Origin of the sequence: Pseudomonas sp. NY15372, from assembly GCF_048068215.1 — a bacterium.
Classification (GTDB): domain Bacteria; phylum Pseudomonadota; class Gammaproteobacteria; order Pseudomonadales; family Pseudomonadaceae; genus Aquipseudomonas; species Aquipseudomonas guariconensis_A.
This window is the reverse complement of record NZ_JBLUPY010000008.1, coordinates 164,748-190,531: the sequence shown is the minus strand read 5'-3', so window position 1 is coordinate 190,531 and position 25,784 is coordinate 164,748. Positions and strand designations below refer to the sequence as shown.

The following is a 25,784-nucleotide window of genomic DNA, read 5'->3' as shown; positions in this document are numbered from 1 at the left end:
CTCCGGGGTTCCCTCGCTCCGGCATTACTCCCGGTGGGGCGCGGCGAAGGGCCATCCATGGCCCTGCGCCGCTTGCCGGGCATCCATGCCCGGCACCCACCTCCGTAATGCTTCCACTCGGCCTCCTGACGTCGCGTTTGGCGGCGCCTGGACTATTGCGCATCGCAAGCAAAAGCAAAAGCAAAAGCAAAGGCCGGTCGGTTAATTTTGGGACATCTCATTGGGGCTGCTATGCAGCCCATCGCGGGACAAGCCCGCTCCCACAGGCAACCCGCCAGTGGCAAGCCTTGCATAACCCTGTAGGAGCGGCCTTGTGCCGCGATTGGGCCGGGCCAGATATCACCGCCGCCTAGCAAGGGCTTCGCCCTTGATCGCGGGCCAAGCTGGTTCCTACAGGGCTGGTGAATTGCCACCTTATCCATCCAGACGAAGACAGAAAGCAGCTGGTTATAACCTAATAACGAACAAGTCTATTCGGTTATAAAAAAACCTTTATGCTGGCAGCCATCCGATCACGGGCAAGTTGGGCGTCGAGTAGCGTATGGATGTAGGTTCTTTCGGTTTCACCATCGCGGGGCTGGTTGTTGGGTTCATCGTCGGCATGACCGGCGTGGGCGGCGGCTCGCTCATGACCCCCATCCTGCTCTGGTTCGGCATCAACCCGGCTACCGCCGTGGGCACCGACCTGCTCTATGCCGCCATCACCAAGGCCAGCGGCGTCTGGGTGCACGGGCGCAACAAGAACATCGACTGGAAGATCACCGGCTTGCTGAGCCTGGGCAGCGTGCCTGCGGCAGCATCGACCCTGTGGTTCCTCAGCACCCTGCACACCGATACCTCGGCGCTCAATGCAGTGATCAAGCAAGGCCTGGCCGTGGTGCTGATCCTCACCGCCCTGGCGATCCTGTTCAAATCCCGCCTGCAGGCTTTTGCCAACCGCCACGCGGGCGACCACTATCACCTGAGCGACCGCACCCTGAATATCCTCACGGTGCTCACCGGCGTGATGCTCGGCGTGATGGTCACCCTGACGTCCATCGGCGCTGGCGCTTTGGGCACCGTAGCGCTGTTCCTGCTCTATCCGTTCCTGGTCACCCGTCGCCTGGTAGGCACCGAGATCGCTCATGCCGTGCCCCTGACCCTAGTGGCAGGCCTGGGCCATGCCGGCATGGGCAACATGGACTGGTCGCTGCTGGGCTACCTGCTGCTCGGCTCCCTGCCTGGCATCTACCTGGGCAGCCACCTCACCGGGCGCATCTCCGACCGCGTGCTGCGCCCTTGCCTGGCGACGATGCTATTGCTGATCGGCTACAAGCTGGCGTTCTAGATCGGGTAATGGGGGGCGCGCTGTGCGCGCCTTTCGCGGCACAAGGCCGCTCCTACAGGATCCCGGGAGCCCTCCAGCTCGCTCAGCCCAAGCGTAACCGCCACTGCCCCGCCCGGCTCAACTGCAACCGCGCCAATGGCAGCACGTCGATATGCTGAAACCCCGCCAATGGGCTGCCCAGCACATGAACCAGCGCAGCCCGTATCACCTGCGGGTGGGTCACCGCCCAGGTCTCTCCCGGCCCGTTGAACGCCTCCAGCCAGGCCGCAATCCGTTGGCAAAGCTGGCCGATGGACTCGCCACCATGGGGTGCGCAGTGCGGATCTTGCAGCCATTGTTCCAATGCTTCGGGGGCCTCGGCCTGCAAGTGCTTGAGCGCCAGCCCCTGCCAGGCGCCCAGGTCAACGTCCGCCAGGGCCGGCTCGATAGCTGGGGTTGCCCCGAGGCCGATGGCCGTTTGCAGCGCGCGAGGTTCAGGCGCGCTCAGGATGCGAATGCCCGGCTCGGCTGCGGCGGGCCAGTGGCCTACGGGCAGGATGGCCTCGTCGACAGCGTGGAAGTGTCCGACCTTTTGGCTCTGGGTCAAGGCATGGCAGATGAGGGTCAGGCGAACGGCTTTCACAGGTGGTCTCGTCGTTGAGCGGTGCTCAGAGTATCGACACCGCCCAGAGCGGCAGCAACCCCGCCAGCCCAATTGCCAGCCGCGGCCAATACGGCAGCAGCAGCACCAGCACCACTGCCGCCAGCGAGATCATCCCGAACCAGGCCACCGGCCCCATGGCCCAGCCCCAGGCTTCGGCGCACAGCAGCAGGCTAATGACCAGCGCTGCCCAGCCGCCGCCACGCAGTGCACGGCGCAGCAGCGGCGGGCATGCCCTGCCCCAGACCTGCTTGTAGTGCCGCTCCAGCCCTTGGCACAGGCCGACCATGCCCGCGTAGGCCCACAACAGGCCCCCCACCATCATCATCGTCATCCCTTGGCCCCCACGTAGCGCGCTGTACGGCGCTTCACCGGCGCCCCATCGGCACGCGCCACTCGCCAGGCCGCCATGGCCAGCCCCAAGCCCAGGACCAAGCCGGTGGCTTCGACGCCCAACCGCAGGTTGCCGCTCGCCCCACTGACTGCACCCAGTACGCCAAGCCCGGCACACAACAACGAAACCAGGCCCAATTGCTCGACCCAGGCGCGCCTGGCAGGTCGCACGCCTGCGTGCAACAGCGCCAGCAACCAAGCGCCGAAGAACGCCCGCACCTCCCAGGCCTCGCGGTGCGCCAACTCCACCGGCAGCAGGCGACTGGCCCACAGCAGGCCGGCGCAGGCCAGCAACAGGCCGCTGACGAACCCGATGTTGCAGACCTCGGCCAACCGGTACCAGCGACGCGGCCACGTCTCGTCCGTGGCGCCGGCGTACTTGCGCCCGCGCTTGACGCAGAACAGTACCAGCCCGCTGGCGATCATCGCGCAGCTCACCAGCCCGCATACGAAGTACAACCAACGCATGGGGTAGCCACCGAACTGAGCAAAATGCAGGCCTGCCATCACCCGCTGGGTCAGCGGTGCCGGGCGCAGCTCGGGTACGTCGCCGAGCCGTTCGCCGGTGACACCGTCGAAGACCATGGCGTGCCCTTTGGTCAGGGCGATGCGGTTGCCAAGCTCAGGGCGGACCTCGATGCGCGCCGCGGCCGTATTGGGGTTACGGATGTTCAGGCCGCCGATAGGCCCCAGCCGTGCCTGGGCTTCGGCCAGCAAGGGGGCCACGTCGGCCAATACACCTGGCTGCCGGACCAACTGGCGCGGCGTCTCCGGTCGCGCATTGCCCTGGGCCTGGAAATACGCCCGGGTGTCGCCGTCGAACAGCGCGTCGACCCCGGCCGGGATGTAGATGAGCATGAAGATCACCAGCCCGGTATAGGTGATCATCAGGTGGAACGGCAGCAACAGCACCGCGCTCGCATTGTGAAAATCCAGCCAGGAACGCTGCCCCTTGGCCGGGCGGAAGGTGAAGAACTCCTTGAAGATCTTCTTGTGGATCACGATGCCGGTGACCAGCGCCGCCAGCATCACCAAGGCCAAGGCGCCGACCACGAAGATGCCCCAATTGCGCGGCAGGTCCAGGGTGAAATGGAAGCGGAAGAAGAAATTGCCGCCGACGCTGTCACGCACCTGGATCGGCTCGCCGGTCTGCGGGTCCAGTTGCACGCCGACGCCATGGCGACGGTCGCCGGTGGAAACCCGCAGCCCCGGCGAGCGCTCGGTGGGCAGGCTGATGCCCCAGTTATCAGCAGTGGGCTCATGGGCCTGCAGGTAGGCGATGGCGCGGTGGGCGGCGTCGGCCTGGGAGACTGCGCTGGCCGGAATCTCCGGCTGCATCCAATGGCTGAGTTCCTTGTCGAACACCGCCAGGGTACCGGTGACGAAGATGGCGAACAGCAACCAGCCGAAGATCAACCCGGCCCAGGTATGCAACCAAGCCATCGATTGGGTGAAGGTGTTCTTCATGCCAGCCACCTCACGACCTGGGGCCAGAACCCTGCCATGGCCAGTGGTGTGGCGATGGCCATGGGCAGCCAGGCACGCAAGGCATCACGGCTGGCGAAGGCCCAAAGGATCGCGGCGGTGTAGAAGATGAAGGCCGGTAGCGTGGCGACGGTCACGGCATCGGCCGGGGCCAGCGGCAACAGACGGGCCAGGCAGGCCGTGAAGGCGTAGGTGAAGACATAGCCGCCGAGCAATGCGGCGGCGCTGCGCGAGAGGATGCCTAGGCTGGTGGAAAGCGCGCTCATCGACGGCTCCTTGAGTGCACGGGACTGCTGCGCAGACCGATCGCGGGACAAGCCCGTTCCTACAGGCTCTACGCGATCGGGCCGCACAGCGGCCCCTGTACACATCAGAACGAAATATTCAGCGCCGCGAACACCGCACGCCCCGGCTGGTTGTAGGTGTTGGCCCCCGAGCTGCTGGCGTTGCCGCCGCGCAGGATCTGCTTGTCGAAGAGGTTGTTCACCCCTACCCGCACGTCATAGTTGGCGTTGAACTTGTAGCCAGCACTCACGTCCACCAGGCCATACGCCTTCACGTCCTGCTGGGCAGCCTTGTCGTAGTCCTGCTCGGTGCGGTAGTTGTAGGTCGGCGACTTCTGTTTGCCGAAATAGGTACCCGCCACCTGGAACGACAGCTTGTCGGTGGCACGCCAGTCGAGGGTGGTGTTGACGGTGTATTCGGGGATCACCGACAGCGGCTCGCCGGTCTCGCGGTTGTCGTTGTCGAGCATCCAGGTCAGGTTGGTGTTCCAGTCCAGGGTCGGGGTCAGCTCCATGAAGAAGTTGCCCTCGATGCCTTCGACCCGCGCTTTGCCGGCGTTTTCCCATTGGGTCACACGCGATCCGCTGCCCAGGTTGTAGACCACATCGGTACCACCGATGATCTTGTTCTTGTAGTCATTGCGAAAGTAGGTCGCGCTGGTCCGCCAGCTGCCACGGTCGTACAGCAGGCCGATTTCCTTGTTGACGCTGATCTCAGGCTTGAGATCGGCATTGCCCTGCAGGTAGCAACCGCCGTTGTTGGTCTGTTTCACGCTGCAACCGTTACCCCGACTGTAGAGCAGGTAGTTGGGGTTGGACTGGTACAGGTTCGGTGTCTTGTAGGCACGGGCGATGCCGCCTTTGAGGCTCAGGGCCTCGGTGAGCTTGTGCGACAGGTTCAGGCTCGGGCTGAAGTTGTCGCCGAAGGTTTCGTGATGATCGAAGCGCAGACCCGGGGTGATGGTGGTGTCACCCAGTACGATGTTGTCCTCGACGAACAACGCGTAGCTTCTGGCGGTCATCTTGGTTTCACTGCGGTCGAAGCCAACGATCGGGTCATTGCCGCTCGGGTCGGACGTCTGCGGACGGAACGAGCCCTGGTCGTTGAGCGATTCGTACAGGTACTCCCCACCAAGGGTCAGCACGTGCTCGGTGCTGCCCAGGGCGAACGGCAGGTTCACTTCGCTGTTCAGGCGCGTGTTGCGCAGGCGCGACATCGCTGCCCCCTCGTCGTTCGGCGCGCCTTCGGTGCGCCCAGCCAGGCCTTCGTTCAACCGCCAGTTGCGCACGTATTCGTAGGCCAGCACGGTCTTGCTGGTACCCCAGGTGAAGTCGCCCAGGTGGGTCAGGTCGTAGGTGCTGCGCTGCATGACGTTGGTTTCATGGCCATACAGGTCGGAGACGAATTCCGGGTCGCCGCCACCGTTGCTGTTCATGGTGTCGCCGGCAAAGATGTTGCCCTGGCGGCTGTAGCCGGCGTTGAGTTCCAGGCGATGCTCGTCGTTGAGCTTCCAGCTCAACAGGCCGTTGATGTCCTTGTTGCGCACGCCCTCGCGGCCGGCCACCAAGGCGCTGTTGGCGTGCCCTGCGTTGATGTCCAGGTCGTCGGCGTCGGTCTTGGCCAGACCGCCGTAGAGGCGAAAGCCCAGGTTCTCGGTCAGGCCACCGCCGAGGTTGAAGTTGGCCCGGCGGCTGGCCCCTTCGGCGCTGTCTTCGGGCAGCTGGGTGTAGAGGCTGACATTGCCCTTGAGTTCGTCGGTGGGGCGCTTGGTGATGATGTTCACCACCCCGCCCATGGCGCCGGAGCCGTAGCGCGCCGCAGCCGGGCCGCGAAGAATCTCGATACGCTCGACCGCCTCGGCCGGCACCCAGTTGGTCTCGCCACGGGTATCGCGGTCACCGTTCCAGCCGTAGCGTACCGAGTTGCGCGCACTCGACGGTTTGCCATCGATGAGGATCAGGGTGTTCTCCGGGCCCATGCCGCGCAGGTCGATCTGGCGGTTGTTGCCCCGCGCGCCGCTGGCGCTGTTGCCGGTCAGGTTGACCCCGGGTTCGCGGCGGATGAGGTCGGACAGGTCGTTGGCCGGCGGATGGCGCTTGATGTCCTCCTCGGTGATGATCGAGGTGCCCAGGGCCTGGCGAGCTTCACGTTCGGCGGTGACCAGGGTGTCCTGGATCACCAAGGCGTTGCCATCGACCGGAACCTCCAGCACCTCGGCGGCCTGCTTCTGCTCGGCCTGGGCCGCAGTCGCCACCATGGCCGGCGACGCCAGTGCGACAAAGGCCAGGGCCAGGCTGTTGGGTGAGGTTCTGGGTTGCATCGACAGATCTCCTGCGGTTCATGGGCCAAAGGCATAACCCGGCCCCCATACGATTACGGGGGCTGACAGGGATCGTGAATATAATGATTCTCAAATGGGTTTAAATCTTATTTACGAAATTTACAGATAGGCAGGGAACTTGTGGGAGCGGGCTTGTCCCGCGATCAAGGGCGAAGCCCTTGCCATACCATCGCAATTGACGGACCGCCGCAGCGCTGGTCCTCACCCGACTCGACCCAGCAGTTCGTCTCCGGCATGGCCATGTCCTACAGTGAAGAGCATTACACCGTATCGAACATGACAAGCCCGCGAGGACCTCGATGAGACATGCTGGCCACGCCCCCTCCTCGCCCTCCCACCAGACGCTCCAGGCCATCCCTCGTAGCGTCTGGGCCCTGGGTTTCGTATCGATGTTCATGGACATTTCCTCGGAAATGATCCACGCGTTGCTGCCGCTCTACATGGTCACGGTACTGGGCACTTCGGTGGTGGCGGTGGGTTTCATCGAAGGTATAGCCGAGGCGACGGCGTCGATCAGCAAGGTATTTTCCGGCGCGCTGAGCGACCGGCTGGGCAAGCGCAAGCTGCTCACGGTGCTGGGTTATGGCCTGGCGGCGCTGACCAAGCCGGTGTTTCCCCTGGCTTCGGGGCTGGGGTGGCTGGTCGGGGCGCGCTTCGTCGACCGGATCGGCAAGGGCATCCGCGGGGCCCCGCGGGACGCGCTTATCGCCGATGTCACCCCGCCTGGGCTGCGGGGTGCGGCCTTCGGCCTGCGCCAGGCGTTGGATACCGTGGGCGCCTTCCTCGGGCCATTGCTGGCGATCCTGTTGATGTGGCTGACGGCCAGCCACTTCCAGACGGTGTTCTGGATAGCGGTGATACCGGCTTTCCTGGCCCTGTTCGTACTCATCGCCTTCGTTCGCGAGCCCGAGGCTTCCAGCAGGCCAGCTCCCGTGCGCGCCCCCCTGGCGGTCAAGGAACTGGCCCGCCTGGGCGGGCGTTACTGGCGGCTGATCATCCTGGCGACGGTGTTTACCGTGGCGCGCTTCAGTGAAGCCTTCCTGCTGCTGCGTGGCCAGGCCATGGGCCTGCCAGCCTTGTGGACGCCCGCTGTGCTGGTGCTGATGTCGCTGGCCTACTCGCTCTCGGCCTACCCTGCCGGCGCCTTGTCGGACAAGGTCGGGCGCCGGGCGATGCTGCTGATCGGCCTGGGGCTGCTGGTGGCCGCCGACCTGACCCTGGCATGGGCACCGGGCTGGCTGGGCCTGGGGGTGGGCGTGGTGCTGTGGGGGCTGCACATGGGCTTTACCCAGGGCATCTTCAGCGCGCTGATCGCCGACAGCGCACCGGCTGATTTGCGCGGCACTGCGTTCGGGATGTTCAACCTGCTGTCCGGGGTGGCGTTGCTGGTCGCCAGCGTAGTGGCCGGCCTACTCTGGGATGCCGCCGGCTACCAGGCCACGTTCCTGCTGGGTGCCCTCTTCGCTGCGGCCACCCTCGCCGGGGTGGCCCTGTTGCGCGGAGCCATCGACCGCTGACAGAACTAGGCCAGCGTGCCCTCGGCCGCTTGCTGCTCGAACAACGACCAGCCGCCCTGACCATCGACTTCCAGCCTGTGGGTGTGGAACGCGGCCAAGGTGCTGCGGTGGCCGACGCTCACCAGCAAAGTGTCGGGCATTTCGTGGCGCAGCAGTGAATAGAGCGCGTGTTCGAGCCCTTCATCCATGGCCGAGGTGGACTCGTCGAGGAACACCACCTGCGGCCGGTTGAACAACAGCCGAGCGAAAGCCAGGCGCTGCTGCTCACCGACCGAAAGGATATGCGACCAATCGCAACTGACTTCCAGACGCTCGGCCAGGTGGGCCAGGTTGACCTGGCGCAGGGCCTGTCGCATCCGCAGGTCGTCCTCGGGCGCACCGGCCGCCGGGTAGGCGATGGCGGTGCGCAGGTCGCCCAGCGGCAGGTACGGGCGCTGGGAGAGGAACAGCGCACGGTTGCCCAACGGCCGGGCGACCTGGCCCTCGGCGTAGGGCCACAAGCCTGCCAACGCCCGCAGCAATGTGGTCTTGCCACTGCCGGACGGCCCCTTGATCAGTAGGGCCTGGCCGGCCTGCAGGTGCAGTTCGAGGTCGGCGATCAAACGGTGGCCATCGGGGCGCAACACCTGCAGGCCGGAGATTTCCAGCGCCTGGGCTTGGTCCTTGGTGACCACCCGCGGCAACGCGCTGGCTTGTTGGTTGGCGTCGATGAAACCGGTCAGACGGTCCAGGGTGGCGCGGTATTGGGCGAAGGTATCGTAGGACTCACGGAAGAACGACAGCGAATCCTGCACCTGGCCGAAGGCCTGGGAGGTCTGCATGACGTCACCGAGCTTGATCGCGCCACTGAAGAACCGCGGCGCCTGGAGAATGAACGGGAATACCACCGCGACCTGGCTGATCCCCAGGTTGAAACCGTTGAACTTCAGGCTCCGGTAGACCAGCGCCCAGACATTGACGATCAGCGCGCCGAAGCGCCCCAACAGCGTACCCCGCTCCACCTGGGCCCCTTGGTAGAACGCGATGTTCTCGGCGTTCTCGCGCAGGCGCATCAGGGCATAACGAAAATTGGCGGTGAGTTTTTCGTTGAGGAAGTTCAGGCGGATCAGCGGGCGCCCGAGGCGGAAGGCGATCCAGGTCGCGACGATGACGTACAGGTACACGGCAAACACCATCGCCCGGGGAATCTCCACGCCAGCCACTGTCAGCGGTGCGGAAAGCCCCCACAAGATGGCGGTGAAGGCGACCAGGGACACCAGCGCGCTGACCGCACCCAAGGCCAGCGACACGGACCCGGTGACGAATGCGTTGACGTCCAGCTCGATACGCTGGTCAGGGTTGTCTACCGGCTCTGCGAGGAAGCGCCCGCGGTAGTAGGCATCGCCCTGCATCCAGTCGGCCGTCAGGCGTTCGGTCAGCCACACGCGCCAGCGGATGCTGAAGGCCTGGGTCACGTAGTAGGTGAACAACGAGCGCAGCACATGGATGGTGGCCAATACGGCGAATACGCCCAGCAGGTACCAGAACGCCGTCTGGTCGAGGGCTTGCAGGGCGCTGTAGAAGCCGTTGTACCAGAACGAGAACAGCACGTTCAGACGTACTGAAAACAGCGTAAGTACCAGCAACAGCGCGAACACCAGCAAAGGGCGCCAGCTGCGCCTGAAATTGAAATAGGCGCCGGCAAGCTGCCAAAACTGCCGGCCCCAACGGGTAAAACGCACCGCCAGGGCGCCGGCGGCGGCAAAGCCGGCAAGGGTGAACAGAGAGGCGATTGCGAGCCAGCTCAGGCTCTCCTGCAGGGCCTGGTGCCAGTTCATGTCCATGGGTGACTTCCATACGAATGCGGGTTATCTGGCGAGCGTAGCATTGCCCCCGGATTCGTCAGGCATACATGACGGACTTTTCATCTTTTGCGAGCGGCCCAATCGCCGGCAAGCCGGCTCCCACAGGGAGCATTGGCACAGCCCCCTGTGGGAGCCGGCTTGCCGGCAATTGGGCGGGACCGCGCTAGGCCAGTGCCTCACGCACCAACGCATGCAGCTCGGCCTGCGGATTGGCCTGGGACCATTCCCCCAGTTGCCGACGCATGGCTGGCGTCCAGAAGCTCTGGATATGCTGCCTCACCCCCTCCACCGCCAGCGCCCGGTCGGGCTCGCTGGCGAAGTACTGGGCGATCTGGTTGGCCATCTTGACCAGGCTTTCGTGACCACTGCTCATCGGCGCACCTCGGCTTTCTCGGCTTGGCGGCGTTCCTTGAGCAGCCGCTGCTGTTCATCGCTGAAGGCCTGGTAGCGCTTCTGCCATTCGGACGGCTGGAACACCCGCACCACTTCCACCGCCGTGACCTTGTACTCAGGGCAGTTGGTGGCCCAGTCGGAGTTATCGGTGGTGATCACGTTGGCCCCGGACTCGGGGAAGTGGAACGTGGTGTACACCACGCCCGGCGCGACCCGGCTGCTGACCTTGGCACGCAGCACCGTCTGCCCTGCCCGGCTGCCCACGCCGACCCAGTCGCCATCGCTGATGCCACGGCTCTCGGCGTCGGTCGGGTGAATCTCCAGGCGGTCCTGGGCATGCCAGGCAACGTTCTCGGTACGGCGGGTCTGGGCGCCGACGTTGTACTGGCTGAGGATACGCCCAGTGGTCAGCAACAGCGGGAAGCGGTTGTTGACCTTCTCGTCGGTCGGCACGTAGCCGGTCAGCATGAAGCGGCCCTTGCCACGCACGAACTGGTCGATGTGCATGGTCGGCGTGCCGTCCGGCGCCTCGTCGTTGCACGGCCATTGCAGGCTGCCGTGGCGGTCGAGCTCGGCGTAGCTGACCCGGTGGAAGGTCGGGGTCAGGCGCGCGATCTCATCCATGATTTCCGAGGGGTGGCGGTAGTCCATCTTGTAGCCCAGCGCATTGGCCAGGGCCACGGTGGCTTCCCAGTCGCCCTTGCCGGCCAGCGGTTCCATGACTTTGCGTACCCGCGAGATGCGGCGCTCGGCGTTGGTGAAGGTGCCGTCCTTCTCGAGGAACGAGCTGCCCGGCAGGAATACGTGGGCGAACTTGGCGGTCTCGTTGAGGAAGATGTCCTGTACCACCACGCACTCCATGGCCATCAAGGCGGCGGTGACATGCTGGGTGTTGGGGTCGCTCTGGGCGATGTCCTCGCCCTGGCAGTAGAGCGCCTTGAAGCTGCCGTCCAGGGCCGCCTCGAACATGTTGGGGATGCGCAGGCCCGGGTCGGGCTGCAGGGTCACGCCCCAGGCCTGTTCGAACTCGCTGCGCACGGTCTCGTTGGAGATGTGCCGGTAGCCAGGCAGCTCGTGGGGGAAGGAGCCCATGTCGCAGGAGCCCTGGACGTTGTTCTGCCCACGCAGCGGGTTCACGCCCACGCCTTCGCGGCCGACGTTGCCGGTGGCCATGGCCAGGTTGGCGATGCCCATCACCGCGGTACTGCCCTGGCTGTGCTCGGTGACGCCCAGGCCGTAGTAAATCGCCGCGTTGCCGCCGGTGGCGTACAGGCGAGCCGCTTCGCGGATCTGTTCGGCCGGCACGCCGCAGACCGGGCCGAGCACTTCAGGTGCGTTTTCCGGGAGGCTGACGAAGTCGCGCCAACGGGCGAAGTCTGCCGCCTCGCAGCGAGCATCGATGAACGGCTGGTCGACCAGGCCTTCGGTGACGATCACATGGGCCAGGGCATTGAGCATGGCCACGTTGGTGCCCGGACGCAGCTGCAGGTGCAGCTCGGCGCGGGCGTGAGGCGAATCCACCAGGTCGATCCGGCGCGGGTCGATGACGATCAGCCGCGCGCCCTGGCGCAGGCGACGCTTGAGCTGGGAGCCGAACACTGGGTGGGCGTCGGTGGGGTTGGCACCGATCACCAGCACCACGTCGGCCTGCATCACCGAGTCGAAGCTCTGGGTACCGGCCGACTCGCCCAGGGTCTGCTTCAGGCCATAGCCGGTCGGCGAGTGGCAGACGCGCGCGCAGGTGTCGACGTTGTTGTTGCCGAAGGCGGCGCGTACCAGCTTCTGCACCAGGTAGGCTTCTTCGTTGGTGCAGCGGCTGGAAGTGATGCCGCCGATGGAATCACGCCCGTACTTGAGCTGGATGCGACGGAATTCGCTGGCCGCGTAGTTGACCGCTTCGTCCCAGCTGACTTCCTGCCACGGGTCGTTGATGTGCTTGCGGATCATCGGCTTGGTGACGCGATCCGGGTGGGTGGCATAGCCCCAGGCGAAGCGGCCCTTGACGCAGGCATGGCCATGGTTGGCGCCGCCGTTCTTGTCCGGGACCATGCGCACCAGTTGGTCGCCCTTCATCTCGGCGCGGAACGAGCAGCCCACGCCGCAATAGGCGCAGGTGGTGATCACGGCGCGCTCGGGCTGGCCGAGCTGAATAAGGCTCTTCTCGCTCAAGGTCGCGGTCGGGCAGGCCTGCACGCAGGCACCGCAGGAGACGCATTCGGACTCCAGGAAGTTGTCACCGCCAGCTGCTGCCACACGCGACTCGAAGCCACGGCCGGTGATGGTCAGGGCGAAGGTGCCCTGGATTTCTTCGCAGGCACGTACGCAGCGGTTGCAGACGATGCACTTGCTCGGCTCGTAGTCGAAGTACGGGTTGGAGACGTCCTTCTTCTCGTCCAGGTGGTTTTCGCCCTCGTAGCCGTAGCGCACCTCGCGCAGGCCCACCTGGCCGGCGACGGTCTGCAGCTCGCAGTTGCCGTTGGCCGAGCAGGTCAGGCAGTCCAGCGGGTGGTCGGAGATGTACAGCTCCATCACGTTGCGGCGCAGGTCGGCCAGGCGTGAGGTCTGGGTACGCACCACCATGCCCTCGGTGACGGGTGTGGTGCAGGATGCCGGGTAACCGCGCATGCCCTCGATTTCCACCACGCACATGCGGCAGGAGCCGAAGGCCTCCAGGCTGTCGGTGGCGCAGAGCTTGGGAATGGTGGTGCCCAGCAGCGCCGCGGCACGCATCACCGAAGTGCCGGCAGGCACGCTGATTTCACGGCCATCGATGACCAGGTTGACCTGCACGTCGCTTTCGCGGGCAGGCGTCCCCAGGTCGATGTCGCTGGCGGGGTCGAAGAAATTGATCACTGGGCGACCTCCGTAGTGGTCAGACCGAAGTCGGCGGGGAAATACTTGAGGGCGCTGGCCACCGGGTAGGAGGTCATCCCGCCCATGGCGCACAGCGAGCCGTACTGCATGGTGTCGCACAGGTCATGCAGCAGTTGGGCCTGGTTCTGACGCTCGGTGACATCGGTGGCGGCGATCAGCCGGTCCACCACTTCCATGCCACGGGTCGAGCCGATTCGGCACGGCGTGCACTTGCCGCAAGATTCCTCGGCACAGAACTGCATGGCGAAGCGGGCCATGCTGGCCATGTTCAGGGTGTCGTCGGCGACGACCACGCCACCGTGGCCGAGCATCGCGCCGATGGCGGCGAAGGCCTCGTAGTCCATCGGCGTGTCGAAGGCGCTGGGCGGCACCCAGGCGCCCAACGGGCCACCCACCTGCGCAGCCTTCAACGGTCGGCCGCTGGCGGTACCACCGCCGTAGCCTTCCACCAGTTCGCGCAGGGTCAGGCCGAAAGCGCGCTCGACCAGGCCGCCCTGGCGAATGTTGCCTGCCAGCTGGAACGGCATGGTGCCCAGCGAGCGGCCCATGCCGAAGTCGCGGTAGAACGCCGAGCCCTTGGCCATGATCACCGGCACCGAGGCCAGGGTGAGCACGTTGTGCACCAGCGTCGGCAGGCCGAACAGGCCCTCGAGCGCGGGCAGCGGCGGCTTGGCGCGGACGATGCCACGCTTGCCTTCGATGGATTCCAGCAGCGCGGTTTCCTCACCGCAGATATAGGCACCGGCACCGACCCGCACTTCCAGGTCGAAGGCCTTGCCGCTGCCAGCGACGTCATTGCCCAGGTAACCTGCCTCACGGGCGATGTCGAAGGCCTGGTTCAGCACGCGGATCGCATCCGGGTATTCGGAACGCACGTAGATGTAGCCCATGGTCGCGCCCACGGCGAGACCGGCAATGGCCATGCCTTCGATCAGCAGGAAGGGGTCGCCTTCCATCAGCATGCGGTCGGCGAAGGTACCGGAGTCGCCTTCATCGGCGTTGCACACCACGTACTTCTGTTCTGCACGGGCGTCACGCACGGTGCGCCACTTGATACCGGCCGGGAACGCCGCGCCGCCACGGCCACGCAGGCCGGAGTCCAGCACGGCGGCGACCACTTCGGCGCCATCGAGCGCAACGGCCCGGGCCAGGCCCTCGAAACCGCCGTGGGCGCGGTAGTCGTCCAGCGACAGCGGCCGGGTGATGCCGGCACGGGCGAACAGCAGGCGCTGCTGGGTCTTGAGGTACGGAATGTCTTCGACCGGCCCCAGGGCCAGCGAATGCTTGGCAGGCTCACCGGCCAGCGCATCCAACAGGCCAGGCGCGTCATCGGCGCTGACTGGGCCGAAACCGTGGCGGCCATCGGCCTGCTCCACTTCGACCAGCGGCTCCAGCCAGTACAAGCCACGGGAACTGGTGCGCTGGATGTCTACCGGCAACTGCCGACGTTCGGCCTCGCGGGCCAAGGCTTCGACGACCTGGTCGGCACCGACGGCGCGGGCGATCGAATCGCAGGGAATGAACAGCTTCAGCATGCTTCGTCCTCCAGGCAGCCATTGACCAGGGAACGCAAGCGTTCAGGGGTGATACGGGCATGCAACTGGCCATCGAGCTCCAGGGCTGGCGAGCAGGCGCAGGCGCCCAGGCAGTACACCGGTCGCAGGCTGATCGCGCCATCGGCGCTGGTGCCATGGTCGTCCAGCGCCAGCTGTTCGCGCAGCTGCGCGGCGAGCGCCTCGGCCCCACGACTCTGGCAAGACTCGGCCCGGCACAGGCGCAGGGTATGGCGCGCCGGCGGCGTGGTATGGAAATCGTGGTAGAAACTGATCACCCCGCGTACCTCGGCCTGGCTGAGGTTCAGAGCATGGGCGATGTCGGGAACGGCGCCATCGGGCACATAGCCCGCGCCTTCCTGGATGGCGTGGAGGATCGGCAGCAAGGCACCGGGGGTGTCCTTGAAGCGTTCCAGCACGGTCTGGATCAATGGCAGGTGAAGCGTCTCATCAGGCATACAGCGGACCTCGGCATCACGGACCGACCTGCCTCCCTGGGCAGGCCGCCGGTGTCTTCTGCTGCGGCGCACCGGCCATGTCACGGTTGCATGGTTACGGACGCCCTCCGTGCCCATGGCCATGCGTCTGCGCGCACTGGTTCCCTAGGCATCCTTAAAGCATGGCAGCCCTAGCGCTGGAGATTTGCACCCAAGCGACAGGGCTCATCCTGAAACCGACGCGGGGTGCTGGAAGGCTTTTTGCCTGGTGCTGTAGGAGCCAACTGTTTTTCGCTTCAACCCGACCAACCCATCAGCATGACTTTTCGCGGCCATGGCAAATGGGTGAATGACCGAATCCACCCGCTGGACCGGAGCGACCGACGGTCGACGCTCCTTCCAAGAGGTAAACGACCGCCACTCTTGATAGACTATGGCCCGACTGTCTTCGGAGCAGCGCCGAACAATGTAACGGCCGCTTTTGCACTCTTCTCCAGCGCGTCCGACCGACACCCTGCGCCGCAGACACTTCCGTCCGCCCCGTTACCCGCCGTGAACCATGCCAGCTGAAAACGCCACCACCCTGACCATTGCTCGCCCTGAGCCCACCCGCCGCTTCAGCGTTGCGCCGATGATGGATTGGGGCCAGTTTTCTTAGAACCTTTAATCTTAAAGGGATTGATGAGTAGGATTTTTAATCCGTACCATTTTTGTACCAACGAACCACGCTTAGAATCAATATGCCACCATCGAGTTCTCCAATCGCGAGTAATCATGGAGATCTCTACCGATGGCAATTACTCCTAAAGTAACCTCGATTACGAACTTGAGGGGGTTCAGATGCCCCTCACCACTTGGCAGGAGCTTCAGCGGTACCGCGGCACCCCGCTCTTTGCAGGAATCGAGAAACTGGCTCGCGAGATATAAGCACGAAGAGGCACTTCAAGGTCTACTCAGACACTGACTCCCATATCTACACCCTATGCAGCAACACGAAGGAGCTCAATGATCTGTTTGAAATGGAGATTCTCCCGACCGATTCAGAAAATCCCAAAGCTACCTAACCACACACTAATTGTGCTGGAGTACCGACTAGACAAAGCGCCCAAGCCCCGTATATAAAGGGCTTGGGCGCTTTTTCGTATCTGGCGCTCGATTTCCCCTATCACGTCCCTGTGGCTAGTGAAGCACCTGGCGATCATGTGTGAGCATCTGATAATCCGTTACTGCCTCATACAGCGCGTCTGCCAGCATGCGAAGCCGCTCAATTTCACCGGTCGGCCTAGCTTCCGCTTCTGCTTTGTGGAGCTCTCGCCTAGCCTCGATAGCTTCGACAATCAGCGGCTCGCCCGCCTCAAGCAGCCCTAGAAACGATTTCTTCATTGATGCTCCCCTTCCCTACGAGCTTCGTCTTACGACTTCATGCCCCAATAACCGAACTTCCCTTAATTGCTAGCGCCGCATGGCAGAATGCCATCTACCAGAACGGCATTTTAAGAATCTCTATAATTTAACGATATCCATCTACGTCAAATTTTGTGCTTTCGAGATCGCAGACTCAGAATTACGCCTTCGCCCCCAACCATCATGAATACATGGTCAGAATACCAAGTTGGAAATATCCGCCCCAGCATTTAACCCCCCACGATAATCACTTCCTGTCTTAGGCAGAACGTAGGTATATCTCTCATCCCCCTGATACACAACTCGCCAATGCCTAGCATCACTCTCTACACTAAAGCCAAGCTCCTCGAAAGTATCCCGAACTTTCTTTGACATATCTCTATAGCCACGCAAGGCGTCTTTGAGCGCTTTAGACTTTTGCTCATGCAAATCATTTGAATTATTATTATCCAATATTGCTGTCATGAGATGTTGGCGACGAGAATTCGGATGCGTACTCTTACTGGAGTATTCTCTCATTGCATCCAAAACAACTGAAAGTGTTTCCAACTCAAAATAATCATCCTCCGCGCCTGTATCTAAAATCAAGCCACCTTGTACAGGGCGTTTTGACTCCGACAACCTCAGCATATAGCTTAGACGATCAATTTCTTTTTTCATCTGAGCAATCGTTTCGTCTTTTTGCGAAATTTCGATTTCGTACAGCCCTACAATTTCATTAGCCTCACCATTTTCCTTCAATTGCTCAATAGCATTTCTATTCTTTACATGTATTACTTCTTCCCACCCACATTTTTGAGGAGGAATTAGTACTGACAAAGCTTCAGCTACACACCTAAAAATCCTGTCTTCAAAACTCTTAGCATCGTCAGCTCCGCGTCGACACAAGGTAACGCCCGCACCATTTGGCCAATAAATACCTACAGAACCAGCATAAACATTTCGAGAGCTTACTTGCGGCCGCAACTTAAACGAGAAGTCGCGACTTGGCTCAACGACTACATGTGCCATACCGCAGACCTTTCTTGCGAGCCTATCTGGGATAAGAGCATGCCGATCAAAAAATTTAGCACTCACATAAATCACAGGAAGCGCACTTATGTTTTCCCCTACAACAACTCTTCTCGCAATCTCCAAACTAGTAGTATCATCCCTCAAAACAATAGGGTTAACACCTAAAGGAAAATCACCATCTGTACCACCACCAAACCTATCTAACAAACGAATTGCAATCAATGGGCGCTTAATACTCAACCCTATCGGAGCAGTTAGAGCAGTGGTCGTAACAATGCTCGATACGACACTTACCCATAGTACATCTAACTCTTTACGGGCAGATATCTCGGTAACCCATTTTACAGCCTCTTGCGATTTCGCATAACGCATCGAGGATACGGAAACACCGTCAGCGCTCGCATAAGAATATTCAATAATTTCACTGTCATCTTCATTTCTATGCAAAAACTCATCCTCAGCCGTGTATCTGACAAGCTCTTCTTGTGCAAATGAAGTATGAGGCGAATCTAAAATCCAATTGACGCACTCATTAAAAACATCAGCCACGGTAGTTTCGGCGGAAAGTGTAAAGTATGATTTAATTGATTTCATGCGAGCTAGATCCATTTAATTACAGCCAGTTACAAAACATAATATCAAAATGCCACATTTCATGTCCACATCTCAAAAAAAAGCCCTTCACGGGGTTAACCTGAAGGGCTTGCAAACCAACCACTGTGAATTAATCATCAATTAGCAGTTGATATTTCTCAGTTTGAAACGGTACAAAGCCGTCCGGCCAAGGCGTACGGGACTCACAGAGCAGCCTATATTGTTCTGGAGCACCAAGATTCACCTTTACGACTTTTACTTCGGTCAGCAATGATGACAGGTCTGCACCACAAGCTTTATTTAACCTAATGAGATCCTCATTGAGATAAGAAGGATAATAACCCAAATGCATGCGCGATCTAAGCTTAACCAAGCTAACCGCATTTTTATCCATCGGATTATTCGGCTCAACCACACACTGAAGCCGATCGCCTTTCGTCAAATGATTGATATCAATCTTCGCCTCATCCGAGACGTAGTGAATTCCACTCACAAAAAACTTAAGCTTATAAAAACCATCAGGACTTCTCTGAGGAACTTTTACAACCCGAAAGCTATCAGTTTTCCGAGCCCCTCCTGACGCACTCAAGATCTCAATTGGATCACTAGAACCTGGAACCATGTCCAGCCAACTCAACATCGAATAATATTCTGGACGCCGCTCCGGAATAAGACGATTTTGGAAAAATGGAAATAACTCAGTAGAAATATAAGATTTGACCATGTGATCCATACGAGGGAAAGCACTGAATCTTTTATTCAGGGCGCCCCGAGTATAAGCCAACTTAAAAATCCCTTCCTCTTCAGACAGTTTCGCAACTGGCTCCCACAATGAGGTACCTGGATCCTGCCACAAAACAAATGCGCTACTCATAGTTTTCAATCTGCCACTTTCTATATGACGAGTTCAAATTCCTCTCAAAGAACGGAACCATTTCCATCATATTCGACTTGTTACAAACAAGCATTTCAAGGGCAAATTTTTTAGATTCATCACTCATCACTTCCATTGGAATCAGATCAATAATAGCCCGCATCCTTTCATAAGTCAATTTATCAAGCCTTTCCAACCAACTCAGAGCCGCCAACGGCCGTAAAACCCCCCAATATCCAAATGCCTTCATCGTGCGCAACCTCTTATCTCTAAGATAAAAATAAGATTTAGCGCGAGTTACATATGTTGAGACTTGCTGCCCCTTATCTTTCGACAATAAACGAGCACACTTCGTCTCATCAGACTCGTTTCTAGCTAGACTGGCGGCGTGATCAAAAGAAGGAGCTAGGTGACGACTACCCTTCTCAGTCACTACCAACCCCCAGTTCTCACTGTGCCTATCCTGATTCGAAATCAAAGCATCTAGCATCAAATATCCTGTAAAAAAATCAGCTGCTGTTTTGATTCCCGGCAGGCTATTGAACCCAAGAGGCTTGTTTCGAATGATTCGCCGCAAAATAATGTAAACATGCATAATATTCTGCTTTTCTGAACGTTTCTCTGCCTCGACAGGGACTGCACTGCTGTAATTTTTTAAAACCTCGTTCCCTGTAATCAGGTAAGAACTCTTCCGCTCCAGAAAGTTTGGAGTGATTACACCGCGCGACTCTCCATCATGGGCAAGATCATATGTCGCACAGGGCACCGACAAGAATTTCGCCAGTTCACATGCCACTTTCTCAGCCCAATCTTCGCCGCCTCTCGAAACAAGATTAAATTTCGAGTCGAATGTAACGATCGATTTAAATAAAAATTCCTTTCCACCTGGCCCGGTACACCAATACTTAGATTTGGTACCTAAAGGCTCAACCTCGTCCCTTTTGTAACCTGACACATCCAAGATTTCATACGACATAACCGACCCGCATCCGTTAAGCCTCAGTTTTTGTGGTTTCCAGTAGGACTAAACAGAAATTACCCTTTCTTGATTCACCAGGGAAGGTAGGGGTGCAACTCATTTGCATTTTACGGTCCAGAGCTCTTGGACTTTGGTTGTGAAACTCTGGCTCATAAAAGCACGCTGCATTCCCCAATCGGGGGCGTCGGGTGCCCTCGCAACCCGCAGCGTTCCCCTCCCCCAGCGCCCGTTGATAATGTCCATTATCTGCATTAGTCGATCACAATTTGCGGATTGCTTAGGAGCGAACAAATCCTCAGAAAATTCACCTGGCTGCCGCAGATCCATCAGCAGCACTTCCGCCTTACTATATCGATACCCTGGTCGGTAGACCTGCTCCACCGCCTCGGTAGCCGCCCTGGTAAGCAGCAACGTATCGTTGGTGGGGTAGGGCAATTCCACCAGGACGCCTTTCGCGTACTTGGCTTCGTCCGGGTTGAACATACCCGTTCGGATGCTCACCCGCATGCGCTTGCACACAGAGCCCTGGACCCGCAGCTTCTCCGCCGCCCGCCCCGCGTAGCTGGCCACTGCCTGCTTGATTGGCGCCAAATCAGTCAGCCGCTTGCCGAACATCCGGCTGCAGCAGATCTCCTGCTTAGGCGGGGCAGCGTCCTCGAGCTCCAGGCAAGCCGTGCCGGCGAGCTCCCTGGCCGTCTTCTCAACGACAACGCTGAACTTCTGCCGCAGTGTCCACGGGTCCGCCTTGGCCAAGTCCATCGCCGTTCGGATTCCCATCGCCTCAAGGTGTGCCGTCATTCGCCGGCCGATCCCCCAGACTTCCTTAACCTCGGTGTTGCGCAACACCCAGTCCCGCTTGAACGGGTCGCAGATATCGACCACTCCTCCGGTCTGTGCCTGCAGGCGCTTCGCGGTATGGTTGGCCAACTTCGCGAGCGTCTTGGTGCGGGCAATGCCTACCCCCACCGGAATGCCGGTGCATTTGAGCACCCTGGCCCGCACCTGACGACCGAACTCGGCGAGACTGCCCTGAACCCCGGTCAGATCGGCAAAGCACTCATCGATCGAATACACCTCCGCCGCCGGCACCATCGACTCGATCAGCGACATGACGCGCTCGCTCATGTCGCCGTAGAGCACATAGTTAGATGAGAAGGCAACAATACCGTGGCGCTGCAGTGTGTCTTTGCACTGGAAGTAAGGCTCGCCCATTTTGACGAAGGGCTTCGCATCGTAGGATCTGGCGATCACACAGCCGTCGTTGTTGCTCAGCACCACGATGGGGGTTTTGGCCAGATCCGGCCGGAACACGCGCTCACAACTCGCATAGAACGAATTGCAGTCGATCAGGGCGAACACGGGCTCACTGGGCATGATCGCGCACGCTGTAGCGAACCACGCCCCAGATCACCAGGTCATCGCCTTCCATGACGTGCCTCGGTGGATAGGCCGGGTTCTCCGACTGCAGGATGACAACACCGCTACGCCGATACAGCCGTTTGCACACCGGTTCCGTGTTGATGGCCGCGATCACGATGTCACCGTGCTCAGCATCGCGACTACGGTCTACGATCAGTAGATCACCGGAATAGATGCCTGCGCCCTGCATGCTGTCGCCCTCAACCTGCACCAGGTACATATGCGGCGCCCGCAGATCAAAAAGCTCATCCAGGGAAATGTGCCGCTCGAGATGATCCGCAGCCGGCGAAGGAAAACCTGCAGGCACGCGGAACGAATACACGGGCAACTGCGCGGGGCCACCGATTGGCGTACCCAGGATTGTGACTGACATGGTGGACGGACCCGACTATACTGTATAGACATACAGTTAACTGGTAGATCACGCTCCGGTCAATGCCCGAGCGAGAGGATCCCGATAAACGTTCGAGGTGAGTATGTGCGGAAGGTACGCGATCTACGAGTCAATGGATGACTATCTCAGGCAGCTGGCCCTCGACCTGGTGGTGATCAATGGCTACGACCATGAGCGGATCAACCGCTACAACGTCGCGCCATCAACACGGGTCGAACTGATCCGGCAGCAGGCTGCAGGATTGCGGGTTGATCGAGTGAAGTGGGGATGGGCGCCCTTTTGGGCGAAGGGGAAACGTCCCGACCCGATCAATGCCAGGGCCGAGACGGTGATGACGGGAAAATTCTTCAAGACGCTATGGCCGGTGGGCCGCGCTCTGGCCCCGGCGAACGGCTGGTTCGAGTAGATACCGGACCCAACTGACCCTAAGCGCAAGCAGCCCTACCACATAACGGCCGCGAACGATGAGCCGCTGTTCTTTGCCGCGCTCGCCGAGGTTCATGACAGCCTTGTGCCTGACGACCGCGACAGGTTCGTGATTATCACCGCCGCAGCCGACCAAGGCATGGTCGATATCCACGACCGTAAACCACTCGTCCTAACCCCAGATCTCGCCAGGGAATGGATCGACCCCGCAACAACAGCAGAGCGCGCCGAGGAGATAGCACAGCAAGGCTGTCGTCCAGCGAGCGACTTCAAATGGCATCCAGTCAGCAAGCTGGTGGGGAACGTGCGCAACCAGGGCGCGGAGCTGATCGTCCCCCTTCGGTAGAAGCTGAAAAAGAAAAGGGCATAGAATTAAAAAGTTAACAGAATGAAGATCCAATAAGACTTAAAAGTTAACAAATAGGAGTCAACAAAACACAAAAGTTAACAAATTGACAAGCCAACCAGACTTAAAAGTTAACAGACAACCCAACAAACTTTAAAACTAGTAGCTGGCAACCCTAGCCTCCTTACTTACCTATTCATGGCAGCGTTTAGCCTTCAGTCAAACCCCAGGCCGGGATTCCAACCCCGCAGATCCCTTTTCATCCTCCCACGCAAGCCACGAATCACAAGGCCTGGAGCAAAATGGAAAAAACATTCGGCAAAGCCACAGTTTAGAAAAACTCTTGACGAAGCCCACCAACCCATCCTAATTTAAACACCAAGCCAAACACCAAGTACAACGCCGCATAAAAAATGCGGCGCCGTACTATTTCGTCAAGAGGATTATTTCAAGTGACCCTGCCGTGCTTAATCACAATTGCATACATTGAAACCATAAGACTCTTCCAGATCGCCCTCGTCATCTACGGAGGAAGCATACCCGGAGTTTAGAAAAGCCCACCTAGGGCCGCCGGCTCCCAGTTGGTAATCACCAACTCGCCAGTCATCTCCGCCTTGCCTTGCCGCTGGTTCGTGTTGCTGTAGCGTATGTCCAGGCACTCGAAGTGGAAGCCAGCGAACGCCCGCCGGATGTCCGGATGATCGTTGATGCTGACCATCACCCGACCCTTGCAGCGCCGCATGAAGTCGGCCATGCGCTCGTATTCCTCGAACGGGAAATCAAGCCCATAGCCGGCGGTCTGCCAGTAAGGCGGATCCATGTAGAAGAACGTGTGCGCCCGGTCGTAACGCTCGGCGCAGGCAAGCCACGATAGGTTCTCGACATAGGTTCCGGCGAGGCGCTGCCACGCGGCGGACAGGTTCTCCTCGATGCGCAACAGGTTGATGGCGGGCCCCGTCGTTGCGGTACCGAACGTCTGGCCAGTCACCTTACCGCCGAAGGCATGCTGCTGCAGGTAAAAGAACCGAGCCGCACGCTGGATGTCTGTCAGCGTCTCCGGGCGGGTCATCTTCTGCCATTCGAAGATCTGGCGGGAGCTGAGCGCCCATTTGAACTGGCGGACGAACTCCTCGAGGTGGTTCTGCACCACCCGATAGAGCGTCACCAGATCACCGTTGAGGTCATTGAGCACCTCCACGGGGGCCGGCTGGGGACGGAGGAAGTACAAGGCTGCACCGCCTGCGAAGACTTCCACGTAGCACTCATGAGGGGGAAAGAGAGGGATCAAGCGGTCGGCCAGGCGGCGCTTGCCGCCCATCCAGGGAATGATTGGAGAGGTCATTGGTTGCAAGTCTTTACTGTATGGATAGACAGGTGTTAGGCTCGCCGCGCTTTGTGCACAAGGCAGAGGCCACGGCTGGACTTGCAGGAAGGGTCTGCGGGTTCGGCGGGCCGGGCTGGATGTTGGCGCATCCACCCGGCTCGCCTCTTTTCTACTTGGTGACTTCGCGCACGTAGGCCTGGCAGGCCTGCAGCGCGATCAGCCCCCGGTCGCCTTCGTCGGTGATGGCGACAATTCGTTGAGCATGCGCTCGGTCAAGTTGGGCGCGTACGGTTCCATGAACCACGCCTCCGGCGCTGGTGGCTTCTCGCAGCCCACCGTCACAGCCCTGGGTGGCAAGGGATCCGGCGTCGACCAAGACTGACAACCGCAGGTCAGCAGTAGCGAGCCGGTCACGCAAGCGAGCTTGAGCTTGTTGAGCATCGTTCATTTCCTTCCAGTGAGCTTGTGTCTGTTCCTGCAGGCGGGCTTCCAGTGTGCGGCGAGCGGACTGCTGTTCTGCCAACTGCTCGAGAGCCGCTGCAGCAGCCTCCTCCCGTTCCCGGCTGTGATCGCGATTCTTCGCGGCCAGTTGGCGGTCGTACTCAGCTGCCTGATCGGAGAGGCGCTTACCGTAGGCGTTGTCCTGCCATACCCAGGCGACTTGCCCAGCTATGGCGGAGCCGACCAGCAGCACCGACAGAGCGACAAGGCGGGTCACCCAAGCGCTCATTGCAGCACCTCAAGCGCCCGCTGATAGAGCGCCTGGCGATCCTCGAGCCCGTTGGTACCGCCGTTGATCCGCCTGGTGATGGACAGGAAGTCGCCCTGGTCGGCCAGGCTGTTGAGGCCTCGCTTGTGCCAGAACCAACCCGCCGACATCGAGGCGTAAACAGGGTGCTCGAGCAGCTCCGGAGTGGCCAGCAAGCGAGCGTCGCCGAACAGCGCCTCGCTGCAGGCTGCATAGTTAGCCCGCCCGGTCACCTGAATCAGCCCTCGGCCGCGATACAGCTGGCCGTCGTCGTCATCCTCGGGGGTGTTTCCAAGCCGCTTGGCCAGCGGGCCGGTGTCGTATTTGTCCAAGTAGCCATGGCTACCGAGCTCTCGCACATAGCGCAACTGGCCGGACTCATGGCCGATTTGCGCGAGAAATGCCGCCATGCGCAGACGGGTGACGATGCCGTACTTGCCCATGGCCGCATTGAGGGCAGGAACAAAAACGCCGGCTTGGCGGCCGGCGCTGGGGAGGATCTGCTGCAACTGTGTTTCGGTGATAGCCATTACGAGATGTCCTTGAACAGATTGATTTCGAAAGTCATGCCGGCCCACTGCCGGCTCAGGTCGCCCGAATAGTCCTCGAGCCAGTCCTTGGGCTCCCCCTTGAAGCCCAGCTGGACCACCACGGCGCGTGTGGCCGACCACTGCCACACGCCATAGAAGCCGTAGTAACGCCGGCCTGTTTTCCGGTGCGTTGCCAGCAGCAGCCGGCGACCACCCTCCCCTGGCCGATCCTCGACGCTCTCGTCACCCCAGTAGCGGTAATCGCACTCGGTGACCGGGCAACCGAACAGTGGCGTGAAGCGCATGTTGTTGGCCGGGTTGCGCAGGGCCAGCCACCAGAGCATCGAGAACCAGTGATAGGCGCCCAGGCCGAACGGGGCGTTGAGGTGCCACCAGCCGCGCTTGTCACCCAGGGCGCCGTCCCGGTCGTTGGACCAGAGCCACGCCCAGGCAGGCAGCACAACCAGTTGCCAGCTACCAGGCGCCTGGGTGAAAGGCACAGGCGGCCCTTGCCGGGTTCGGTAAGGCAGCGCCAGTGGCACCACCAAGAACCCGAGCAGGACAAGAACCACGCGGGCAGGAAACAGCAGCAGCCACTGCAGGGCCGCTCGAAGCAGGTGGATGAACATAGAAACCTCAGATG

General features: G+C 60.6%; 22 protein-coding genes and 1 pseudogene. 3 read left to right on the top strand and 20 right to left on the bottom strand.

Going from position 1 to position 25,784, the window contains the following annotated elements:
* Positions 1-541 precede the first annotated feature (541 nt).
* Positions 542-1,327, top strand: a complete 786-nt coding sequence (locus tag ACNFG0_RS09310; protein WP_196145526.1) for a sulfite exporter TauE/SafE family protein — start codon at positions 542-544, stop codon at positions 1,325-1,327.
* Positions 1,328-1,409: 82 nt separating this feature from the next.
* Here the strand turns inward: ACNFG0_RS09310 and ACNFG0_RS09305 are convergent, their stop codons facing one another.
* The 5 genes from ACNFG0_RS09305 to ACNFG0_RS09285 form a co-directional block, all read right to left on the bottom strand.
* Entirely contained in the window at positions 1,410-1,949 is a 540-nt protein-coding gene (locus tag ACNFG0_RS09305; RefSeq protein ID WP_416764544.1) for a histidine phosphatase family protein, read from the bottom strand.
* Between the two features lie 25 nt (positions 1,950-1,974).
* Positions 1,975-2,301, bottom strand: a complete 327-nt coding sequence (locus tag ACNFG0_RS09300; RefSeq protein WP_416764543.1) for a DUF3325 domain-containing protein — start codon at positions 2,299-2,301, stop codon at positions 1,975-1,977.
* Entirely contained in the window at positions 2,298-3,827 is a 1,530-nt protein-coding gene (locus tag ACNFG0_RS09295) for a PepSY-associated TM helix domain-containing protein (RefSeq protein WP_416764542.1), read from the bottom strand. Before ACNFG0_RS09295 ends, ACNFG0_RS09300 begins: the two co-directional genes overlap by 4 nt.
* A complete protein-coding gene (locus ACNFG0_RS09290; RefSeq protein WP_416764541.1) occupies positions 3,824-4,111 on the bottom strand; it encodes an iron transporter in 288 nt (95 codons plus the stop codon). Before ACNFG0_RS09290 ends, ACNFG0_RS09295 begins: the two co-directional genes overlap by 4 nt.
* Before the next feature lie 104 nt (positions 4,112-4,215).
* Entirely contained in the window at positions 4,216-6,450 is a 2,235-nt protein-coding gene (locus tag ACNFG0_RS09285; RefSeq protein ID WP_196154707.1) for a TonB-dependent siderophore receptor, read from the bottom strand.
* A 320-nt stretch (positions 6,451-6,770) separates the two neighbouring features.
* Here ACNFG0_RS09285 and ACNFG0_RS09280 point away from each other — a divergent pair, with 320 nt between their 5' ends.
* Positions 6,771-7,988 (top strand): MFS transporter, encoded by a 1,218-nt coding sequence (locus ACNFG0_RS09280; protein WP_416764540.1) that lies wholly within the window; start codon positions 6,771-6,773, stop codon positions 7,986-7,988.
* 5 nt (positions 7,989-7,993) lie between these two features.
* Here ACNFG0_RS09280 and ACNFG0_RS09275 read toward each other — a convergent pair whose 3' ends face one another.
* The 11 genes from ACNFG0_RS09275 to ACNFG0_RS09225 all read right to left on the bottom strand — a co-directional run bounded on the left by ACNFG0_RS09275 (position 7,994) and on the right by ACNFG0_RS09225 (position 21,746).
* Positions 7,994-9,811 (bottom strand): ABC transporter ATP-binding protein/permease, encoded by a 1,818-nt coding sequence (locus ACNFG0_RS09275; protein ID WP_416764539.1) that lies wholly within the window; start codon positions 9,809-9,811, stop codon positions 7,994-7,996.
* Positions 9,812-9,995: 184 nt separating this feature from the next.
* Complete coding sequence (locus ACNFG0_RS09270; protein ID WP_196154704.1) at positions 9,996-10,205, bottom strand: formate dehydrogenase subunit delta; 210 nt, start codon at positions 10,203-10,205, stop codon at positions 9,996-9,998.
* Positions 10,202-13,078: a formate dehydrogenase subunit alpha gene (gene fdhF, locus ACNFG0_RS09265; protein WP_416764538.1), complete on the bottom strand. Its 2,877-nt coding sequence runs from the start codon at positions 13,076-13,078 to the stop codon at positions 10,202-10,204. The genes ACNFG0_RS09270 and fdhF overlap by 4 nt, the downstream gene beginning before the upstream one ends.
* On the bottom strand, positions 13,075-14,634 hold the full coding sequence (locus tag ACNFG0_RS09260; RefSeq protein WP_416764537.1) for a formate dehydrogenase beta subunit: 1,560 nt from the start codon (positions 14,632-14,634) through the stop codon (positions 13,075-13,077). Before ACNFG0_RS09260 ends, fdhF begins: the two co-directional genes overlap by 4 nt.
* Positions 14,628-15,110 (bottom strand): formate dehydrogenase subunit gamma, encoded by a 483-nt coding sequence (locus ACNFG0_RS09255; RefSeq protein ID WP_084858113.1) that lies wholly within the window; start codon positions 15,108-15,110, stop codon positions 14,628-14,630. Before ACNFG0_RS09255 ends, ACNFG0_RS09260 begins: the two co-directional genes overlap by 7 nt.
* Positions 15,111-16,268: 1,158 nt before the next feature.
* The gene (locus ACNFG0_RS09250) at positions 16,269-16,472 is read right to left on the bottom strand and encodes a hypothetical protein (RefSeq protein WP_416764536.1); all 204 of its coding nucleotides are present in this window, start codon (positions 16,470-16,472) and stop codon (positions 16,269-16,271) included.
* A 216-nt stretch (positions 16,473-16,688) separates the two neighbouring features.
* Positions 16,689-18,101 carry a hypothetical protein gene (locus ACNFG0_RS09245; protein WP_416764535.1) on the bottom strand — a complete coding sequence of 471 codons (1,413 nt, stop codon included), beginning with the start codon at positions 18,099-18,101 and terminating at the stop codon, positions 16,689-16,691.
* A 130-nt stretch (positions 18,102-18,231) separates the two neighbouring features.
* Positions 18,232-18,975: an HIRAN domain-containing protein gene (locus tag ACNFG0_RS09240; RefSeq protein ID WP_416764534.1), complete on the bottom strand. Its 744-nt coding sequence runs from the start codon at positions 18,973-18,975 to the stop codon at positions 18,232-18,234.
* Entirely contained in the window at positions 18,968-19,951 is a 984-nt protein-coding gene (locus ACNFG0_RS09235; RefSeq protein WP_416764533.1) for a hypothetical protein, read from the bottom strand. Before ACNFG0_RS09235 ends, ACNFG0_RS09240 begins: the two co-directional genes overlap by 8 nt.
* Before the next feature lie 99 nt (positions 19,952-20,050).
* Complete coding sequence (umuC, locus tag ACNFG0_RS09230) at positions 20,051-21,328, bottom strand: translesion error-prone DNA polymerase V subunit UmuC (protein ID WP_416764532.1); 1,278 nt, start codon at positions 21,326-21,328, stop codon at positions 20,051-20,053.
* Complete coding sequence (locus tag ACNFG0_RS09225) at positions 21,318-21,746, bottom strand: LexA family protein (RefSeq protein ID WP_416764531.1); 429 nt, start codon at positions 21,744-21,746, stop codon at positions 21,318-21,320. Before ACNFG0_RS09225 ends, umuC begins: the two co-directional genes overlap by 11 nt.
* Positions 21,747-21,849: 103 nt before the next feature.
* On the opposite strand from ACNFG0_RS09225, the pseudogene ACNFG0_RS09220 reads away from it, so the two are divergent.
* Positions 21,850-22,539: pseudogene (locus tag ACNFG0_RS09220) on the top strand (SOS response-associated peptidase family protein).
* A 547-nt stretch (positions 22,540-23,086) separates the two neighbouring features.
* Here the strand turns inward: ACNFG0_RS09220 and ACNFG0_RS09215 are convergent.
* The 4 genes from ACNFG0_RS09215 to ACNFG0_RS09200 all read right to left on the bottom strand — a co-directional run bounded on the left by ACNFG0_RS09215 (position 23,087) and on the right by ACNFG0_RS09200 (position 25,770).
* Positions 23,087-23,881, bottom strand: coding sequence for a DNA adenine methylase (locus tag ACNFG0_RS09215; protein WP_416764530.1), 795 nt, complete (start codon positions 23,879-23,881; stop codon positions 23,087-23,089).
* Positions 23,882-24,032: 151 nt separating this feature from the next.
* Positions 24,033-24,593, bottom strand: coding sequence for a lysis protein (locus tag ACNFG0_RS09210; RefSeq protein WP_416764529.1), 561 nt, complete (start codon positions 24,591-24,593; stop codon positions 24,033-24,035).
* Complete coding sequence (locus ACNFG0_RS09205; RefSeq protein ID WP_416764528.1) at positions 24,590-25,141, bottom strand: glycoside hydrolase family 19 protein; 552 nt, start codon at positions 25,139-25,141, stop codon at positions 24,590-24,592. The genes ACNFG0_RS09210 and ACNFG0_RS09205 overlap by 4 nt, the downstream gene beginning before the upstream one ends.
* Complete coding sequence (locus tag ACNFG0_RS09200; RefSeq protein ID WP_416764527.1) at positions 25,141-25,770, bottom strand: hypothetical protein; 630 nt, start codon at positions 25,768-25,770, stop codon at positions 25,141-25,143. The genes ACNFG0_RS09205 and ACNFG0_RS09200 overlap by 1 nt, the downstream gene beginning before the upstream one ends.
* Positions 25,771-25,784 lie beyond the last annotated feature (14 nt).

Excerpts from the sequence above, each read along its gene's own strand:
- ACNFG0_RS09275 (WP_416764539.1), bottom strand. The coding sequence starts at position 9,811 with ATGGACATGAACTGGCACCAGGCCCTGCAGGAGAGCCTGAGCTGGCTC.
- ACNFG0_RS09260 (WP_416764537.1), bottom strand. The coding sequence starts at position 14,634 with ATGCTGAAGCTGTTCATTCCCTGCGATTCGATCGCCCGCGCCGTCGGT.
- umuC (WP_416764532.1), bottom strand. The coding sequence starts at position 21,328 with ATGCCCAGTGAGCCCGTGTTCGCCCTGATCGACTGCAATTCGTTCTAT.
- ACNFG0_RS09215 (WP_416764530.1), bottom strand. The coding sequence starts at position 23,881 with ATGACCTCTCCAATCATTCCCTGGATGGGCGGCAAGCGCCGCCTGGCC.
- ACNFG0_RS09245 (WP_416764535.1), bottom strand. The coding sequence starts at position 18,101 with ATGAAATCAATTAAATCATACTTTACACTTTCCGCCGAAACTACCGTG.
- ACNFG0_RS09300 (WP_416764543.1), bottom strand. The coding sequence starts at position 2,301 with ATGACGATGATGATGGTGGGGGGCCTGTTGTGGGCCTACGCGGGCATG.
- ACNFG0_RS09210 (WP_416764529.1), bottom strand. The coding sequence starts at position 24,593 with ATGAGCGCTTGGGTGACCCGCCTTGTCGCTCTGTCGGTGCTGCTGGTC.
- ACNFG0_RS09225 (WP_416764531.1), bottom strand. The coding sequence starts at position 21,746 with ATGTCAGTCACAATCCTGGGTACGCCAATCGGTGGCCCCGCGCAGTTG.
- ACNFG0_RS09205 (WP_416764528.1), bottom strand. The coding sequence starts at position 25,141 with ATGGCTATCACCGAAACACAGTTGCAGCAGATCCTCCCCAGCGCCGGC.
- ACNFG0_RS09255 (WP_084858113.1), bottom strand. The coding sequence starts at position 15,110 with ATGCCTGATGAGACGCTTCACCTGCCATTGATCCAGACCGTGCTGGAA.
- ACNFG0_RS09235 (WP_416764533.1), bottom strand. The coding sequence starts at position 19,951 with ATGTCGTATGAAATCTTGGATGTGTCAGGTTACAAAAGGGACGAGGTT.
- ACNFG0_RS09280 (WP_416764540.1), top strand. The coding sequence starts at position 6,771 with ATGAGACATGCTGGCCACGCCCCCTCCTCGCCCTCCCACCAGACGCTC.
- ACNFG0_RS09270 (WP_196154704.1), bottom strand. The coding sequence starts at position 10,205 with ATGAGCAGTGGTCACGAAAGCCTGGTCAAGATGGCCAACCAGATCGCC.
- ACNFG0_RS09200 (WP_416764527.1), bottom strand. The coding sequence starts at position 25,770 with ATGTTCATCCACCTGCTTCGAGCGGCCCTGCAGTGGCTGCTGCTGTTT.
- ACNFG0_RS09240 (WP_416764534.1), bottom strand. The coding sequence starts at position 18,975 with ATGAGTAGCGCATTTGTTTTGTGGCAGGATCCAGGTACCTCATTGTGG.
- ACNFG0_RS09310 (WP_196145526.1), top strand. The coding sequence starts at position 542 with ATGGATGTAGGTTCTTTCGGTTTCACCATCGCGGGGCTGGTTGTTGGG.
- ACNFG0_RS09285 (WP_196154707.1), bottom strand. The coding sequence starts at position 6,450 with ATGCAACCCAGAACCTCACCCAACAGCCTGGCCCTGGCCTTTGTCGCA.
- ACNFG0_RS09250 (WP_416764536.1), bottom strand. The coding sequence starts at position 16,472 with ATGAAGAAATCGTTTCTAGGGCTGCTTGAGGCGGGCGAGCCGCTGATT.
- ACNFG0_RS09290 (WP_416764541.1), bottom strand. The coding sequence starts at position 4,111 with ATGAGCGCGCTTTCCACCAGCCTAGGCATCCTCTCGCGCAGCGCCGCC.
- ACNFG0_RS09295 (WP_416764542.1), bottom strand. The coding sequence starts at position 3,827 with ATGAAGAACACCTTCACCCAATCGATGGCTTGGTTGCATACCTGGGCC.